Raw genomic sequence first — 15,116 nt, 5'->3', positions numbered from 1 at the left:
CAGCAGATGAGCCAGTCATTTTCTCTCGTGGATTCCCTCGCCGTCGCCGACCTGCAGACATACCTGTCCAGGGCGGCCCGTGTCGAGGAAGGGTCGGTACGCCTGATCGGTGGGTCGGGGGTGCTCGCCGTCTATACGGCGATCCTCTATCCGCGTGGCCTGCTCGACCAGACCCCGACCGTTCTCGGCCTGCGCACGTTCGCGATCGTGCAGGGCGCGGACTTCGACGCCGTGGTGCCGATCCGCTCGCTGCTCGACCGGCTCGCGCGGATCGGCGAGGCGATCACGCCCGCCGCCGGTGTCGGGCCCGTCGAGATCCGGATGCCGTTGGAGGTGTCGACCGTCACCTGGGCGGGCATCTCCCCGCCGCGCGGCGGGTGGCGTCCGGTGGGAGAGACCACGTACGGGCTGCTGGCGGAGACGGCGAAGGCCGGCATCGCCGAGGTGGCGGAGTCCATCCCGAGCGGCACGGGCGAGCAGCTGGTGCAGCGGGTGCGCGCCGAGGTGTGGGGTCGGCCGATCGACACGCTCGAGTACGTGCCGGCCGGTGCGGCGTTCGCGGCGGAGAGCCTCGGCTTCCTCGCGGAGGGCGAGCCGGTGACCATCCTGGAGACGGGACCGTGGACGCGGCTGACCACCAAGCGCGGCCACATCCTGGTCCGTCGCCAGGCGTGGAGCCTGCGCGCCTAGACCGTCGCCGCGGCGGCGCGCCCTGCCTGGCGGCCGCTGAACAGGCAGCCGCCGAGGAACGTGCCCTCCAGCGCGCGGTAGCCGTGCACGCCTCCGCCGCCGAACCCGCTCGCCTCCCCGGCCGCGTACAGGCCGGGGATGGGGGAGCCGTCCGCGCCGAGCACGCGCGCATCCAGGTCGGTCTCGATGCCGCCGAGGCTCTTCCTGGTGAGGATGTGCAGCTTCACCGCGATGAGCGGCCCGGCCTTCGGGTCGAGCAGCTTGTGCGGGCTGGCCACCCGGATGAGCTTGTCGCCGCGGTACTCTCTCGCCGCCCGGATCGCGGCGAGCTGCAGGTCTTTGCCGAAGTCGTTGTCGAGCTCGCGGTCGCGTTCCCGGATGTGCCGGGCGACGAGGTCGCTGTCGAGCGGGACGTCGGAGAGCGCCTGCATCCCGGCGAGGAGCTCGTCGATGGTGTCCGCCACCACGAAGTCGGCGCCCTTCTCCTTGAAGGCCTCCACCGGTCCGGGCGCGCCGGGTGAGACGCGCTTGGCGAGCAGCCGGAGGTCCTTGCCGGTGAGGTCGGGATTCTGTTCGCTGCCGGACAGCGCGAACTCCTTCTCGATGATCTTCTGGGTGAGCACGAACCAGCTGTAGTCCGAGCCGATCCTGCGCAGGTGCTCCAGGGTCCCGAGCGTGTCGAAGCCGGGGAACAGCGGCGAAGGCAGCCGGTCTCCGCTCGCGTCCAGCCAGAGCGACGACGGGCCGGGCAGGATCCGGATGCCGTGCTGCGGCCACACCGGATCCCAGTTCTGGATGCCCTCGGTGTAGTGCCACATCCTGTCGCCGTTGATCAGGTGCGCGCCCGCCGTCTCGGCGATCCCGAGCATCCGGCCGTCGACGTGGGCGGGCACGCCGGACAGCATGTGCGCGGGCGGTGTGCCGAGCCTGGCGGGCCAGGCGGCGCGGACGAGGTCGTGGTTGCCGCCGATGCCGCCGCTCGTGACGATCACGGCGCCTGCACGTAGCTCGAAGTCGCCGACCTGGTCGCGGTTGCTCGGAGCTCCGCGCTCTGCCGCGTCTTCGGCGAGCACCGCCCCGCGCACCCCGGTGACCCTGCCGTCCTCGACGATCAGTTCGTCGACCCTGTGCCGGTGCAGGACGGTCGCCAGCCCGGTCGCGACGCCGTCCGCGAGGCGCGCGGCGAACGGGGCGACGACGCCCGGACCCGTGCCCCAGGTGATGTGGAAGCGGGGGACCGAGTTGCCGTGGCCGCCCGCCGCTCCCGCTCCGCGCTCGGCCCAGCCGACGATGGGGAAGAACCGGACGCCCTTCTCGTGCAGCCACGCCCGCTTCTCTCCGGCGGCGAACTGCAGGTAGGCCTCCGCCCAGCGGCGCGGCCAGTGGTCCTCGTCCCGGTCGAAGCCCGCGCTGCCGAACCAGTCCTGCCTGGCGAGCGCGAGCGAGTCGTGCACGCCCATCCTGCGCTGCTCCGGCGAGTCGACGAGGAACAGGCCGCCGAACGACCACCACGCCTGTCCGCCGAGGGATGCGGCCGGCTCCTGCTCGACGATCGTGACGGACTTGCCTGCATCGAGGAGTTCACCGGCCGCGACGAGCCCGGCGAGGCCGGCTCCGACGACGATCGCATCCGGCTGCTGCGGGGTTCGGCTCATCCTGTGTCTCCTTCGGCACGGTTCTTCCGAGAGAGTATCGCGGTTCAGTCCTCGAACGTATTGACCATCGCGTGTGCGGCGCGCTCCAGGTACGACCAGAGCGTCTCCTCGGCAAGCGGCGGGAGGTCGAGCTCGTCGACGGCGGCGCGCATGTGCAGGAGCCAGCGGTCGCGGGCGTCCGGGTTGACCTTGAAGGGCATGTGGCGCATCCGGAGCCGGGGGTGCCCGCGCTGCTCGCTATACGTGCCGGGGCCGCCCCAGTACTGCTCGAGGAACATGGTGAGCCGTTCGGCGGCGGGGCCGAGATCGTCCTCCGGGTACATCGGCTTGAGCACGGGGTCGTCGGCGACGCCGCGGTAGAACGCGTCGACCAGGCGGCGGAACGTCTCGCGCCCGCCGATCTGCTCGTAGAATGTGGCTGCCGTCTCGCCGCCGGGGTCGCCGGAGGGGCGCGGGGGAGTCGGCTGGATGGGGATGGTCATGTCACTCCGCCGGTGGTTTGGTCTTGGGTGCGTCGTCGCCTGCGCCGCTGCCGGTGGACGGCTTGGCGGCTCCGGTGGCCTTGGGGGTCTGTCCGGTGGCGGGCTTCGCGGTGCCGGGGGTCTTGGGAGTCTGTCCAGTGGCGGGCTTCGCAGCCTTCGCCTCGGCGGCGGGCTTCGCGGCGCCGGTGGTCTTCACTCCGGCGATCCGCAGTGCGCGCGGGTCGGCCGGTGCAGCGCCGGACCGCTTCGCCGCCGCCCGGGCCTTGCGGCCCTTGAGCGGGGTCTCCGGCACCACCGGCGTCGGACGGGTGCGCGGAGGGTGCGCCCCCGTGACGCTCGCCGCGCCGTCGAAGCCGCTCAGCACGATCGCGTTGAGCGACGGCAGCTTCACATCCATCTCGTCGAGGGCGGCCTTCAGGCGCACGCGCAGCTCACGCGACACGTCGTCCCTGGCGGTGGTGCGCGTCTTGATGACGATGCGGATCACCATCGCGTCGGCCGAGATCGACTCGAGGCCCCACAGCTCCGGCTTCTCCAGGATGCGCGAGCGCCACTTCGGGCTGGTCGCGAGCGCGGTCGCCGTCTCCAGCATCTTCGCCTCGACCGCCTCGATGTCCACCTCGTACGGCACGGCCAGGTCGATGATGACGCGCGACCAGCCCTGCGACATGTTGCCGACGCGCAGGATCTCGCCGTTGCGGACGAACCAGAGCGTCCCGTTCACGTCGCGCACCTGGGTGATCCGGATGCCGACCGCCTCCACCACGCCGGTGGCCGGCCCGAGGTCGACGACGTCGCCGACGCCGAGCTGGTCCTCCATCACGATGAACAGGCCGTTGAGGACGTCGCGCACGATGTTCTGGGCGCCGAAACCGAGTCCGGCGCCGATGGCGGCGGAGAGCAGCGCGAACGAGGTCAGCGCGGTCGGAGCGAGGACGCCGATGACCATGACGATCGCGATGATGCCGATGGTCACGTTGACGATGTTGCTGAGCACGGAGCCGAGCGTCCTGGTCCTCTGCACCACGCGAACGGCCGCAAGCGGGGACGCCGAGATGGCCTGGGTGTCCGTCACGTTCTGGTTCTTCTTGACCCCGGTGACGATCTGCCGCACCACGCGGCGGATGACCACTCGCAGGATCCAGCTGAGCAGGAAGGCACCGACGATGATCGAGGCGACGTTGAGCAGCGTCCAGCCGCTCTGAATGGCCCACGCGCCGAAATCAGTCCAGAAGTTCATCTTCACCATAGGAATGCAAGCCTACCGAGGGCCGCCTTGGCGGCCGCTGGACCCGGCGCCACCGTCAGCGCTCGACCAGCCCGTTGTCGTAGGCGAAGATCACCGCGTGCACCCGGTCGCGCAGGTGCAGCTTCGACAGCACCCGCCCGACGTGCGTCTTCACGGTCGACTCGGTGAGGAAGAACTTCGTGCCGATCTCGCCGTTGGAGAGCCCTTCGGCGATGGCCAGCAGGATCTCGCGCTCGCGCGGGGTCAGCGCGGCCGTGGGGTCGGCGCCCGCCGGCTGGCCGGTGGATGCGGCGGGCAGCCGGTCGGCGAACAGTTCCAGCATCGACCTGGTCACCCTCCCGGACACCGCAGCGTCTCCCGCAGCGACCGCCCGGATCGCGTCGGTCAGCTCGCTCGGCCGTGCGTCTTTGAGGAGGAACCCGCTCGCGCCGGCCCGGAGTCCGCCGAACGCGTACTCGTCGAGGTCGAACGTGGTGAGGATGATGATGCGCGCATCCGGGTTGGCCGCCACGATGCGCCGGGTGGCCTCGATCCCGTCGAGCGACGGCATGCGCACGTCCATCAGGATCACGTCGGGCCGGGTCTCGACGGCGAGCCGCACGGCTTCGAGGCCGTCCGCCGCTTCGCCGACCACGTGCAGTCCGGTGTCCGCTTCGAGCACCATCCGGAAGCCGAGCCGGACGAGCGCCTGGTCGTCGACCAGCAGGACGCGGATCGGGTTGTCGTCGGTCACGGGGTGTTCTCCTCGGGGGTGGTGGTCGGGCTGGTCGTCGGCGTCTGGGCCGGTGTCTGTGTGGGCGGCGGGGTCTGTGTTGGCGGCGGGGTCTGGGTCGGCGATGGCGGGATCGCCTCGAGGATCGCGCGCAGCCGCCATCCGCCTCCGGGCTTGGGTCCTGCCTCCAGTCTGCCTCCGTAGAGGGCGACGCGCTCGCTCAACCCGAGCAGTCCGCGACCGGAACCCTGCCCGAGGGCGCCGTGCACGGCCGCGTCGTCGTCCACGGTGATCTCGATGGTCTCCGTCCCGAACCGGATGCGCACCTCCACCGTCGTCGCGAGCGCCGCGTAGCGCAGGGCGTTCGTCAGCGCCTCCTGCACGACGCGGAACACGGTGAGCTGCTGGCCGGTGTCGGTCGGGGCGACGCCGTCGACCGTGACGCGCACGGGGAGCCCGGCTGCGCGGAAGCGTTCGACCAATTCGCTCAGTTCGCTGACGCCGGGCTGCGGGGCGCGCTCGTCACCGTCGCCGTCGGTCGCGCGCAGCACGCCGAGGAGGCGCCGCATGTCGCCGAGCGCGCCGCGCCCGGTCTCCGCGACCATCCGCATCGCATCGGCGGAGCGTTCCGGCGAGATCGCGGCCAGCCCGGCGGAGCCGTCGGCGAGCGTGATCATCACCGTGAGGCTGTGCGAGACGATGTCGTGCATCTCCCTCGCGATCCTGTTGCGTTCGGCCGTCGCGGCGATCACCGCCTGCTGGTCGCGCTCGCGGGCCAGCTGCTGCGCCCGGTCGATCAGGGCGACGAGGTAGCGGCGCCTGTTGCCGATGTTGATGCCGACAAGCACGAAGAACAGTGCGAGGGAGACGATCACGATCGCCGACGGCACCACGGCGCTGTCGAACGGGTGGAAGATCGCGGCGTGCGCCACGAAGGCCGAGAAGGTCAGCGTGGCGATGGCGAGACCGGAGAGCACCGCGAACCCGATCCAGGCCGCGCGGGCGGAGCGGTAGACCGCAAGGGCGTACAGCGCGTAGAAGGCGGGCACGGGGTCGATCTCGTGGCCGAGGAAGACGGTGATCGCCATGACGGCGGCGCCCACCGCGAACACCGCCACCGGGTTGTGCCTGCGGAGGAACAGGGCTGCGCCGGCGACGGCCGCCAGCCCGACGTACACGCCGAGCTGCCAGCTCGGCTCCACGACCATCCCGATCACGCCGGCGAGCAGCGACGGGAGGAGGTAGCTGGCTGCGACGATGCTGTCGACGACCACCGGATGCGCGGCCATCGTGCGCCGGATGACCCCCGGGGGCCTCGGAAGCTGCAGATCACCCCCGGCCGGAGAGGTCCGGCCGGGGGTGAGCTGTTCGTCTGTCATGCGGAGCGGGGGTGCGGCGCGTTACGCGTCGCGGCGCTTGAGGATGATCGCGCCGATGACGAACGACACGGCGGTCCAGGCGAGCACGATGAGCACGTTCGCCCACGGCTCGAACCCGCCGTTGTCCGACCCGGCCATCCCGGCGCCTGCCGCGCTGATCAGATAGTTGTTCGCTTTGGTGATCCACTCGATGTTCGTCAGCGAGCCGACGAGGTTCACGATGATCGGCAGCAGGAACACCACACCGAGCGCCGCGGCGATGCCGCCTGCACCCGCGCGGAGGATCGTGCCGAGACCGAGCGCGAACACCGACACGAGGCCGAGGTACGCTCCGGCGCCGACGATCGCCCAGAGGGTGTCCGCCGAGGCGAAGTCCGCGGAGAAGCCCTTGCCGGACAGCACGGGGGCCGCGATGGCCCACGAGCCTGCCACGGTGACGACGCCGACCACGAACGAGGCGATGAAGAGCACGATCGCCTTGGCAGCGAGCACGGGCAGGCGCTTGGGAACGGCCGCGAAGGACGACCGGATCATCCCGGTCGAGTACTCGCCGCTGATGGCGAGCACGCCGAGCACGGCGACGGCCAGCTGGCCGAACGTCACGCCGAACGACGCGGTGTTGACCACGAACGCCGAGTGCTGAGCGGCCGGGATCTGCTTCGCGATCGTGTCGGGGATGGTGAACGCGACCAGGCAGGTCATCCCGAGCCCGACCACGACGACGATCGCGTATGTCCAGAACGTGGAGCGCAGCGAGCGCAGCTTGATCCACTCCGACCGCACGACGCGGGCGAAGTTCAGGTGTCCGAGCGAGGTGTGCCGGATGGGGGCGGTTGCTGTTGCGGTGCTCATCGGGAGACCTCCGTGCGGTATTCGACCTCGTCCTGCGTCAGTTCGAGGTAGGCCTCTTCGAGGGAGGCGTTGAGGGGGGTGAGCTCGTGGAGGACGATGCCGAACTGGGCGGCGGCCTCTCCGACCTGGGCGCTGGTGAGGCCGGAGACCTCGAGGAGGCTGGCCTCGATCCCGGTGATCGTGACGTCCGCTCCCGCGATGGCGCGGGCCAGCTCCTCGGCCTGCGGCGTGCGGACGCGGACGGCGTTGCGGGTGGCTCCCGCGAGGATGTCGCCGACGGGGGCGTCCGCGAGGATGCGGCCACGGCCGAGGACGATGATGTGGTCGGCGGTCTGCGCCATCTCGCTCATCAGGTGCGAGGAGAGGAACACGGTCCTGCCCTCCGAGGCGAGGTGCCTGGCGAACTGCCGCACCCAGAGCACGCCCTCCGGGTCGAGACCGTTGACCGGCTCGTCCAGGATGAGCGTGGCGGGGTCGCCCAGCATGGCCGCCGCGATCCCGAGGCGCTGGCCCATGCCGAGCGAGAAGCCGCCGACGCGCTTGCCTGCGACGGCTTCGAGGCCAGCGAGACCGATCACCTCGTGCACGCGCCGCTTCGGGATGCCGTGGGTCGCGGCCATGGCGAGGAGGTGATTGTACGCGCTCCTGCCGGTGTGGACGGCCTTGGCATCGAGCAGCGCGCCCACCTCGGTGAGCGGCGACGAGTGGTCGGCGTAGCGCTTCCCGTTGACGAGGGCCGTGCCGTGCGTCGGCCGGTCGAGTCCCATGATCATGCGCATGGTCGTCGACTTGCCCGCGCCGTTCGGGCCGAGGAAGCCGGTGACTTTGCCCGGTTGGATGGTCGCCGTGATGTCGTTGACGGCGGTCTTCGCACCGTACGTCTTGGTGAGGCGGTCAAGTTGGATCATGGTTAGACCCTATTGAACCGGCGGGGTTTGCGGCATCCCCGCGCGGTCTGGTCCCGCATCCGGTGGCTGTCGTACCCCGGTACGAGACGCGCGTGCCCGGAGACGCGAGTGGCCCCGCGACCGCCCGGGCACGGGATGTGCTGGGCGATGCGGGGCCACTCGATGGTGCTGCTGCTGCGTCGGTCGTTCCCGGCTAGCGGGCGTCGCGCTCCTGGGCGGCGAGAGCGCGCTCGACGCCGGCCAGGTTCTCGACCACGAGGCGGCGCAGTGCGGCGGGCTCGGCGTTCGCGTCGAGCCAGGCGCGGGTCGCGTCGCGCAGGGTGGCGTTCGCCAGCGGCGCGGGGTACATGCCCGCCACCAGGTATTCGGCGATCTTGTAGCTGCGCGACTCCCACACGCTCTGCAGCGCCTCGAAGTACGGCGTCACGAACGTGGCGAGCACATCCTTGTCCGCCGCGCGCTGGAAGCCGAGGCCGGTGAAGCGCACGATCGTGTTCGGCGCCGTGTCCGTGGCGAACACCGAGTCCCAGGCGGCCTGCTTGCCCTCCTGGGTCGGGATGCTCGCTGCGGCCTGGGCGGCGAACTGCGCGCCGTTCGCCGTGTTGTCCTTCGCGAGGGCTGCGTCGATCTCCGCACGACCGGCCTTGCCGCCCGCGGCGAGTGCGATCAGCAGCTCCCAGGCGAGGTCGGTGTCGACCTCGAGGCCGGGCAGGGTCACGGTGCCGTCGCGCAGGGCGGCGACGTTCGCGAGCTGCTCGTCGGTCGACGCTGCAGCGGCGAAGAACTTGACGAACTGGAACTGCGCGTCGCTTCCGGCCTCCGCCTGCTGCGCCAGCGTCCACAGCGTGGAGGCGACCTCCTCGGTGGCCGCCTTCTGTCGCTCGGGGGCGACATACGACCCAGCGGCGAGGAGCAGCTGGCTCAGCGTGGTGCGGATGGTGGTCGACTCGGTCTCCGGCGCGATGTTGCCGAGGACGAGGCGCACGTAGTCGCTCGCCGGCGTCTCGGCATCCCTGGTCGCATCCCAGGCGGCGCCCCAGACGAGGGAGCGGGCGAGCGGGTTCTCGATGGACGAGAGGTGCTCGATGGCCACCTGCAGGGACTGCTCGTCGAGACGGATCTTCGCGTACGCGAGGTCGTCGTCGTTCAGCAGCACGAGGGCCGGACGGGCGAGGCCGACCAGCTCGGCGACGTCGGTGCGCTCACCGTCGACGTCGAGTTCGATGCGGTGGTCGCGCACGAGGCGGCCGTCGACCAGGTTGTAGAACCCGATCGCCAGACGGTGCGGACGGATGGTGGGGTAGTCGGCTGCGGCGGTCTGCAGCACGGAGAACGACGTGATCGTGCCGTCGGCATCCACCTCGATTTCCGGGCGGAGCGTGTTGACGCCCGCGGTCTCCAGCCACTTCTCCGACCAGTCGGTGAGGTCGCGGCCGCTGGTCGCCTCCAGCTCGACGAGCAGGTCGCGCAGCTCTGTGTTGGAGTGCTCGTGCTTCTTGAAGTACTGGGCGACACCGGCGAGGAAGTCGTCCTGGCCGACCCACGCCACCAGCTGCTTGAGCACGGATGCGCCCTTGGCGTACGTGATGCCGTCGAAGTTGACCTGCACGTCCTCCAGGTCGTTGATGGTCGCGACGATGGGGTGCGTGGACGGCAGCTGGTCCTGCTTGTACGCCCAGCCCTTCTCCATCGCAGCGAAGGTGGTCCACGCTTCGTGCCACTCCGTGGCCTCTGCGGTGGCCAGCGTGGAGGCGTACTCGGCGAACGACTCGTTCAGCCAGAGGTCGTTCCACCACTTCATCGTCACCAGGTCGCCGAACCACATGTGCGCCAGCTCGTGCAGGATCGTGACGACCCGGCGCTCCTTGATGGCGTCCGTGACCTTGGAGCGGAAGACGTAGGTCTCCGTGAAGGTGATCGCCCCGGCGTTCTCCATCGCGCCGGCGTTGAACTCGGGCACGAAGAGCTGGTCGTACTTCTCGAACGGGTACGCGTAGTCGAACTTCTCCTCGTAGAACGCGAAGCCCTCACGGGTCTTCTCGAAGATGTAGTCGGCATCCAGGTACTCGGCCAGCGACTTGCGCGCGTAGACGCCGAGCGGGATGGTGCGGCCGTCGCGGCTGGTGAGCTCGCTGTGCACGGACTCGTACGGGCCGGCGATGAGCGCGGTGATGTACGAGGAGATGCGGCTGGTCGCCGGGAAGGCCCAGGTCTTCGCGCCGTCGCCGGCGTCCGTCGGCTCGGGGGTGGGGGAGTTGCTGACGACGGCCCAGTGCGCGGGCGCCGTCACCGTGAAGGTGAACTCGGCCTTGAGGTCCGGCTGCTCGAACACCGCGAACATGCGGCGCGAGTCCGGCACCTCGAACTGGCTGTAGAGGTAGACCTCGCCGTCGACGGGGTCGACGAAGCGGTGGAGGCCCTCACCGGTGTTGGTGTAGATGGCGTCTGCGACCACGGTCAGCTCGTTCTGTGCCTGCAGGCCGTCCAGCTGGATGCGCACGCCGTCGCTGACCTGCGCGGGGTCGAGCTCGACGCCGTTGAGGGTGACGCTGTGGACCGTGCGGGTGATCGCGTCGATGAACGTCGACGCTCCCTCTTCTGCGTCGAAGCGCACGGTGGTGGTGCTGAGGAACGTCTCCGGCCCGGTCGTCAGGTCGAGGACGACGTCATAGGAATGGGTGCTGACGAGCGAAGCACGCTCCTGGGCTTCGACGCGGGTGAGGTTTTCTCCTGGCAACGCTGACTCCTTGAAGATTCGACGGATTGTGTCCAATGGACAACCCTAGACGCATCGGCTGTCAGCGGTCCCTCGGCGTCGGTGGCCGTCCCTAAACTGGGTGCATGCGCATCCACATCGCCACCGACCACGCCGGTCTGGACTTCAGCACCCACCTTCAGGCCCACCTCACCGAGGCCGGTCACGAGGTCGTCGATCACGGTCCCACGACCTACGACCCCATCGACGACTACCCGGCGTTCTGCATCAACGCTGCGAAGGCGGTCGTCGCCGACCAGCAGGCGGGGGTGGAGGCGCTCGGCGTCGTCTTCGGCGGTTCGGGCAACGGAGAGCAGATCGCGGCCAACAAGGTGATCGGCGCCCGCGCCGCCCTGGTCTGGAACGAGAGCACGGCGCAGCTGGCCCGCCAGCACAACGACGCCAACGTCATCTCCATCGGAGCCAGGCAGCACACGGTCGAAGAGGCCACGCGCTTCATCGACGTCTTCATCGCCGAGCCGTTCTCGTTCGAGGAACGCCACGTGCGCCGCATCGCCCAGCTCGCCGAGTTCGAGGCGACGGGAGACATCGCGGGCAAGAACGTGGACCGCTGATGCCCGAGGGCCACTCCGTCCACCGCATCGCGCGCCAGTTCGCGAGCAACTTCGTCGGGCACCGCATCCAGGTGTCGTCGCCGCAGGGGCGCTTCGCGGAGGGCGCATCCCGCATCGACGGGCACGTGATGACCGACGCCCGCGCCGTGGGCAAGCAGATGTTCCTGGAGTTCGACAACGGGCTGTGGCTGCGCATCCACCTGGGCATCTACGGCGCGTGGGACTTCGCGGGCGACATCAGCATCGACCCGACCATCGCTGCGGCCAACGGCCGGATGGGGCAGACCAACCAGCGCGGCACCGCCGTGGACGACGACACGGTGCTCGACAGGGCGGGCGAGAACTCGCTGCACAGCATCGGGGCGCCCCGGCGCACCCGGCTGCGCATGGCGGAGTCGGAGAAGGTGGAGGACGAGATCACGACGTTCCCGCCGGAGCCGATCGGCCAGGTGCGCGTTCGGCTGCTCAGCGACACCGCCGTCGCCGACCTCCGCGGCCCGACGGCGTGCGAGGTGCTCGACCCGGCAGAAGTGGATGCGGTGATCGCCAAGCTCGGCCCGGACCCGCTGCTCTCCGACGACCAGGCGGCAGAAGACCGCTTCGTCACCGCCGTCCGGAAGAAGCCCACCTCCATCGCGCTGCTGCTGATGGACCAGAACGTGGTGGCGGGGATCGGGAACGTCTACCGGGCCGAACTGCTGTTCCGTGCCAGGCAGAATCCGCACACGCCCGGCAAGCAGGTGCCGGAGGACACGGTGCGCGAGCTCTGGCGCGACTGGGGCAGGCTGCTGCGCATCGGCGTGGAGACCGGTCAGATGATGACGATGGACGACCTCGACCCCGAGGCGTACCGCAAGGCGATGGCGAGCCGCGAAGACCGGCACTGGGTCTACAAGCGCGAGGGACTGCCGTGCCGCGTGTGCGGCACGCACATCGTGATGGAGCTGCTCGGAGGGCGCAAACTGTACTGGTGCCCCAAAGACCAGGCTTGAGCGGAGACCGACGATGAGACAGAATCCCAGCTTCGCCCTCGCCGACGTCGAGGAGATCAAGCGGCTGATCCGCCTCAACCCGTGGGCCACGATCGTCAGCTCGACCGAGGCCGGGCTGGTCGCGTCGCACTATCCGATCCTGGTGGACGAGTCGCGGGACGATCTCTCGATCGTCACCCACGTCGGCCGACCGGACGACCTGCTCCACGAACTCGGGCAGCACGAGCTGCTCGTCATCGTGCAGGGTCCGCACGGCTACATCTCGCCCGGCTGGTACGACGCCAACCCCGCCGTGCCCACCTGGAACTTCACGGCGGCGCACCTGAGCGGCGTCCCGGAGATCCTGAGCGACGAGGAGAACTTCGCGGTGCTCGGCCGGCTGGTCGACCACTTCGAAGACCGGATGCCGTCGCCGCGCCGCATGGAGGGCACGCCACAGGACGCCGCGTATGCGCAGCGCATCTCCTCCGGCACGGTCGGGATGCGCCTCACGCCCACGAAGATCGTCGCCAAGAGCAAGCTCAGCCAGAACAAGCCGGCCGAGACGGTCGACAGGATCATCGGCGAGCTCGAGGGCGACGGCGTCTACGCCAGCCGCGACCTCGCCGCCGAGATGCGCAGGGTGCACGACCGGATGCGCGCAGCCCGGTGACGCCGGACGCTCGCGCATCGTCCGAGCCGGATGCGGTGCCGGGGGTTCCCCTGCTGCTGACCGGGGCGCGCATCCCGGGCGTGGATGGCGCGCACGACGTGCTGCTGCGCGACGGGCGCATCGCCGCGGTGGGCCCGACCGGGAGCGTCGACGCGCGGTCGGCGTCGACCGGAGGTGGCGACGGCGTGCGGGTGGCGCATCTCGACGGCCGCTGGATCGTGCCGGGGCTCTGGGATCAGCACGTCCACTTCACGCAGTGGGCGCAGACCGCACGGCGCCTCGACCTGTCGCACGCACACTCGGCCGCGGAGGCCGCCGACCTGGTGCGCGACCGCATCGCCGCGGAGCGCAAGGCGGGAGCGGAGGCGGAGGAGCCGCTCGTCGGCTTCGGCTTCCACGACGCCCTCTGGCCGGACCAGCCCACCCGCGCGCTGCTCGACGCGGCGGCGGACAGGCGGGAGGTCGTGCTGATCGCCGGTGACCTGCACTGTTCCTGGCTGAGCACCGCCGCCGCGCGCCGGTTCGCTCCGGACACCGCCGACGACCCGTCGGCCGCCGTGCTCCGCGAGGACGCGAGCTTCGCGGTGACGAGCATGCTGTCGGCCGCGGACGACGCCACCCTCGACCGGTGGGCGGCCGAGGCGGCGGAGGCCGCCGCTGCGCGCGGCGTGGTGGGCATCGTCGACCTCGAGTACGGCTGGAACTTGGAGGTGTGGCGGCGCAGGATGGGCGCAGCGGCGTCCGGCGCCGCCCGTTCGCTGCGGGTCGAGTTCGGCATCTACCCGGACGACCTGGAACGCGCCATCGCCGCCGGCCTCCGCACCGGCGCGGCGATCGGCGGCACCGACGGGCTGCTCACCGTCGGTCCTGCGAAGATCATCAGCGACGGCTCGCTCAACACCCGCACGGCCCTCTGCGTCGGCGCCTATCCGGACGGCGGCCACGGCGTCGCCAACCTCAGCACCGCAGAACTCGTCCAGTGGATGCGCCGGGCGTCCTCGAACGGCATCGAACCGGCCGTGCACGCCATCGGCGACCGCGCCAACACGCTCGCGCTCGACGCGTTCGAGGAGGTCGGCTGCGGCGGCAGGATCGAGCACGCGCAGTTGCTCGACGCCGCCGACGTTCCCCGCTTCGCGCGCCTGGGTGTCACCGCGAGCGTTCAGCCGGAGCACGCGATGGACGACCGCGACGTCGCCGACGTGCTGTGGCGGGGTCGCACGGGGCGGGCGTTCCCGCTCGCCGAGCTGCACGCATCCGGGGCGGTGATCGCGTTCGGCTCCGACGCTCCCGTCGCGCCGCTCGACCCGTGGATCGCGCTGTCGGCCGCGGTCACCCGCTCACGCGACGGCCGGGAGCCGTGGCATTCGGAGCAGGCGCTGGCGCGGGATGCCGCGCTGCGCGCATCCACCCGGTCGCACATCGGCGTGGGGGAGCCGGCCGACATCGCGGTGCTCGACGCCGACCCGTTCACCTGCCGCTCCGCCGACCTGCGCGGGATGCCCGTGGCGGCGACCCTGCTCGGCGGCCGCTTCACGCACGACGGCGTCGGCTGGGTGTAGCGCCCGGCCGGCCGCAGTATCCATCGCCTGACACACGGAACGGCCCCGGATCGTCGGGCGATCCAGGGCCGTTCCGGGTGTCTGTGCAGCGTTACTTGCTGATGTGCGCGAACAGGAACCAGCGGTCCTTGTCGAGGCCGCGGGCGATCTCGATGGCGATGTCCTGGCTGGTCTGGTCGAGCTCGTCGAGTTCCTTGACGGCGGCGTTCACGTTGGCGAGCGCTGCGTCGATCTGGCCGATGACCTCGGCGATCGTGTCGTTCGACTGGCGGAAGCCGGCGGTGAGTTCGGTGGTGCTGGTCTTGGCTGCCACGGTGCCGAGGCGGGCGTCGACCGGGAGGCCGAGGGCGACGATGCGCTCCGCGGCGAGGTCTGCCCACTCCTGGGCGTGCGCGACGATCGTGTCGAGCAGTTCGTGGACGCCGATGAAGTTGGCGCCGCGCACGTGCCAGTGCGCCTGCTTTCCGTTGACGACCAGGGCGGTCAGGTCGATGACGACCGGGCTCAGGAACTGCGCGACTCCTGCGGCGACGTCGGGGTTCGAAACACTCTGGGTTGCGGCGATGTCCGTCATGGGTTGGCGTCCTTTCATCTGACTGGTGACAACGCTACGCGTTCGGTGAAATTCCGCAACGAAGCTGAGCCTCCGCTAA

Annotated in this window: 14 protein-coding genes; 5 read left to right on the top strand and 9 right to left on the bottom strand. The window is 70.4% G+C overall.

Translation table 11 applies throughout. From position 1 onward, the window contains the following. Positions 1-6: 6 nt before the first annotated feature. Positions 7-690 (top strand): hypothetical protein, encoded by a 684-nt coding sequence (locus B7438_RS05220; protein WP_085368499.1) that lies wholly within the window; start codon positions 7-9, stop codon positions 688-690. Here B7438_RS05220 and B7438_RS05215 read toward each other — a convergent pair. From B7438_RS05215 to pepN, 8 genes are all read right to left on the bottom strand, one after another. Next, on the bottom strand, positions 687-2,345 hold the full coding sequence (locus B7438_RS05215) for an FAD-binding dehydrogenase (RefSeq protein ID WP_085368498.1): 1,659 nt from the start codon (positions 2,343-2,345) through the stop codon (positions 687-689). The two genes, B7438_RS05220 and B7438_RS05215, sit on opposite strands and share 4 nt — an antisense overlap. Positions 2,346-2,389: 44 nt before the next feature. Next, a complete protein-coding gene (locus B7438_RS05210) occupies positions 2,390-2,827 on the bottom strand; it encodes a globin (RefSeq protein WP_085368497.1) in 438 nt (145 codons plus the stop codon). Between the two features lies 1 nt (position 2,828). After that, on the bottom strand, positions 2,829-4,076 hold the full coding sequence (locus B7438_RS05205) for a mechanosensitive ion channel family protein (RefSeq protein WP_143465633.1): 1,248 nt from the start codon (positions 4,074-4,076) through the stop codon (positions 2,829-2,831). Between the two features lie 55 nt (positions 4,077-4,131). After that, positions 4,132-4,809 carry a response regulator transcription factor gene (locus tag B7438_RS05200; protein WP_085368495.1) on the bottom strand — a complete coding sequence of 226 codons (678 nt, stop codon included), beginning with the start codon at positions 4,807-4,809 and terminating at the stop codon, positions 4,132-4,134. Further along, positions 4,806-6,167, bottom strand: a complete 1,362-nt coding sequence (locus B7438_RS05195; protein WP_085368494.1) for a sensor histidine kinase — start codon at positions 6,165-6,167, stop codon at positions 4,806-4,808. Before B7438_RS05195 ends, B7438_RS05200 begins: the two co-directional genes overlap by 4 nt. Before the next feature lie 21 nt (positions 6,168-6,188). Continuing rightward, positions 6,189-7,019: an ABC transporter permease subunit gene (locus B7438_RS05190; protein WP_085368493.1), complete on the bottom strand. Its 831-nt coding sequence runs from the start codon at positions 7,017-7,019 to the stop codon at positions 6,189-6,191. Beyond that, positions 7,016-7,927, bottom strand: a complete 912-nt coding sequence (locus B7438_RS05185) for an ATP-binding cassette domain-containing protein (protein WP_085368492.1) — start codon at positions 7,925-7,927, stop codon at positions 7,016-7,018. Before B7438_RS05185 ends, B7438_RS05190 begins: the two co-directional genes overlap by 4 nt. Before the next feature lie 193 nt (positions 7,928-8,120). Then, positions 8,121-10,664, bottom strand: coding sequence for an aminopeptidase N (pepN, locus tag B7438_RS05180; protein ID WP_085368491.1), 2,544 nt, complete (start codon positions 10,662-10,664; stop codon positions 8,121-8,123). 104 nt (positions 10,665-10,768) lie between these two features. Here pepN and B7438_RS05175 point away from each other — a divergent pair, with 104 nt between their 5' ends. The 4 genes from B7438_RS05175 to B7438_RS05160 are packed head-to-tail and all read left to right on the top strand — an operon-like array spanning position 10,769 to position 14,463. Next, positions 10,769-11,257 carry a ribose-5-phosphate isomerase gene (locus B7438_RS05175; RefSeq protein WP_085368490.1) on the top strand — a complete coding sequence of 163 codons (489 nt, stop codon included), beginning with the start codon at positions 10,769-10,771 and terminating at the stop codon, positions 11,255-11,257. Beyond that, positions 11,257-12,249, top strand: coding sequence for an Fpg/Nei family DNA glycosylase (locus B7438_RS05170; RefSeq protein WP_085368489.1), 993 nt, complete (start codon positions 11,257-11,259; stop codon positions 12,247-12,249). Before B7438_RS05175 ends, B7438_RS05170 begins: the two co-directional genes overlap by 1 nt. A gap of 13 nt (positions 12,250-12,262) precedes the next feature. Continuing rightward, on the top strand, positions 12,263-12,901 hold the full coding sequence (locus B7438_RS05165) for an FMN-binding negative transcriptional regulator (RefSeq protein WP_085368488.1): 639 nt from the start codon (positions 12,263-12,265) through the stop codon (positions 12,899-12,901). Further along, positions 12,898-14,463 carry an amidohydrolase gene (locus B7438_RS05160; protein WP_256921875.1) on the top strand — a complete coding sequence of 522 codons (1,566 nt, stop codon included), beginning with the start codon at positions 12,898-12,900 and terminating at the stop codon, positions 14,461-14,463. Before B7438_RS05165 ends, B7438_RS05160 begins: the two co-directional genes overlap by 4 nt. 91 nt (positions 14,464-14,554) lie before the next feature. Here the strand turns inward: B7438_RS05160 and B7438_RS05155 are convergent, their stop codons facing one another. After that, entirely contained in the window at positions 14,555-15,037 is a 483-nt protein-coding gene (locus tag B7438_RS05155; protein ID WP_085368487.1) for a Dps family protein, read from the bottom strand. Positions 15,038-15,116: the final 79 nt, after the last annotated feature.

Origin of the sequence: Leifsonia sp. NCR5 (genome assembly GCF_002105485.1) — a bacterium.
Taxonomy (GTDB): domain Bacteria; phylum Actinomycetota; class Actinomycetes; order Actinomycetales; family Microbacteriaceae; genus Leifsonia.
The sequence above is the reverse complement of the archived record's forward strand: the minus strand, read 5'-3'. Positions and strand labels throughout refer to the sequence as shown.

What these genes read in the sequence shown, in the direction of transcription:
- B7438_RS05185 (WP_085368492.1), bottom strand. Translation starts at nt 7,927, where the DNA reads ATGATCCAACTTGACCGCCTCACCAAGACGTACGGTGCGAAGACCGCC.
- B7438_RS05210 (WP_085368497.1), bottom strand. Translation starts at nt 2,827, where the DNA reads ATGACCATCCCCATCCAGCCGACTCCCCCGCGCCCCTCCGGCGACCCC.
- B7438_RS05205 (WP_143465633.1), bottom strand. Translation starts at nt 4,076, where the DNA reads ATGGTGAAGATGAACTTCTGGACTGATTTCGGCGCGTGGGCCATTCAG.
- B7438_RS05190 (WP_085368493.1), bottom strand. Translation starts at nt 7,019, where the DNA reads ATGAGCACCGCAACAGCAACCGCCCCCATCCGGCACACCTCGCTCGGA.
- B7438_RS05175 (WP_085368490.1), top strand. Translation starts at nt 10,769, where the DNA reads ATGCGCATCCACATCGCCACCGACCACGCCGGTCTGGACTTCAGCACC.
- B7438_RS05195 (WP_085368494.1), bottom strand. Translation starts at nt 6,167, where the DNA reads ATGACAGACGAACAGCTCACCCCCGGCCGGACCTCTCCGGCCGGGGGT.
- B7438_RS05165 (WP_085368488.1), top strand. Translation starts at nt 12,263, where the DNA reads ATGAGACAGAATCCCAGCTTCGCCCTCGCCGACGTCGAGGAGATCAAG.
- B7438_RS05170 (WP_085368489.1), top strand. Translation starts at nt 11,257, where the DNA reads ATGCCCGAGGGCCACTCCGTCCACCGCATCGCGCGCCAGTTCGCGAGC.
- B7438_RS05155 (WP_085368487.1), bottom strand. Translation starts at nt 15,037, where the DNA reads ATGACGGACATCGCCGCAACCCAGAGTGTTTCGAACCCCGACGTCGCC.
- B7438_RS05220 (WP_085368499.1), top strand. Translation starts at nt 7, where the DNA reads ATGAGCCAGTCATTTTCTCTCGTGGATTCCCTCGCCGTCGCCGACCTG.
- B7438_RS05215 (WP_085368498.1), bottom strand. Translation starts at nt 2,345, where the DNA reads ATGAGCCGAACCCCGCAGCAGCCGGATGCGATCGTCGTCGGAGCCGGC.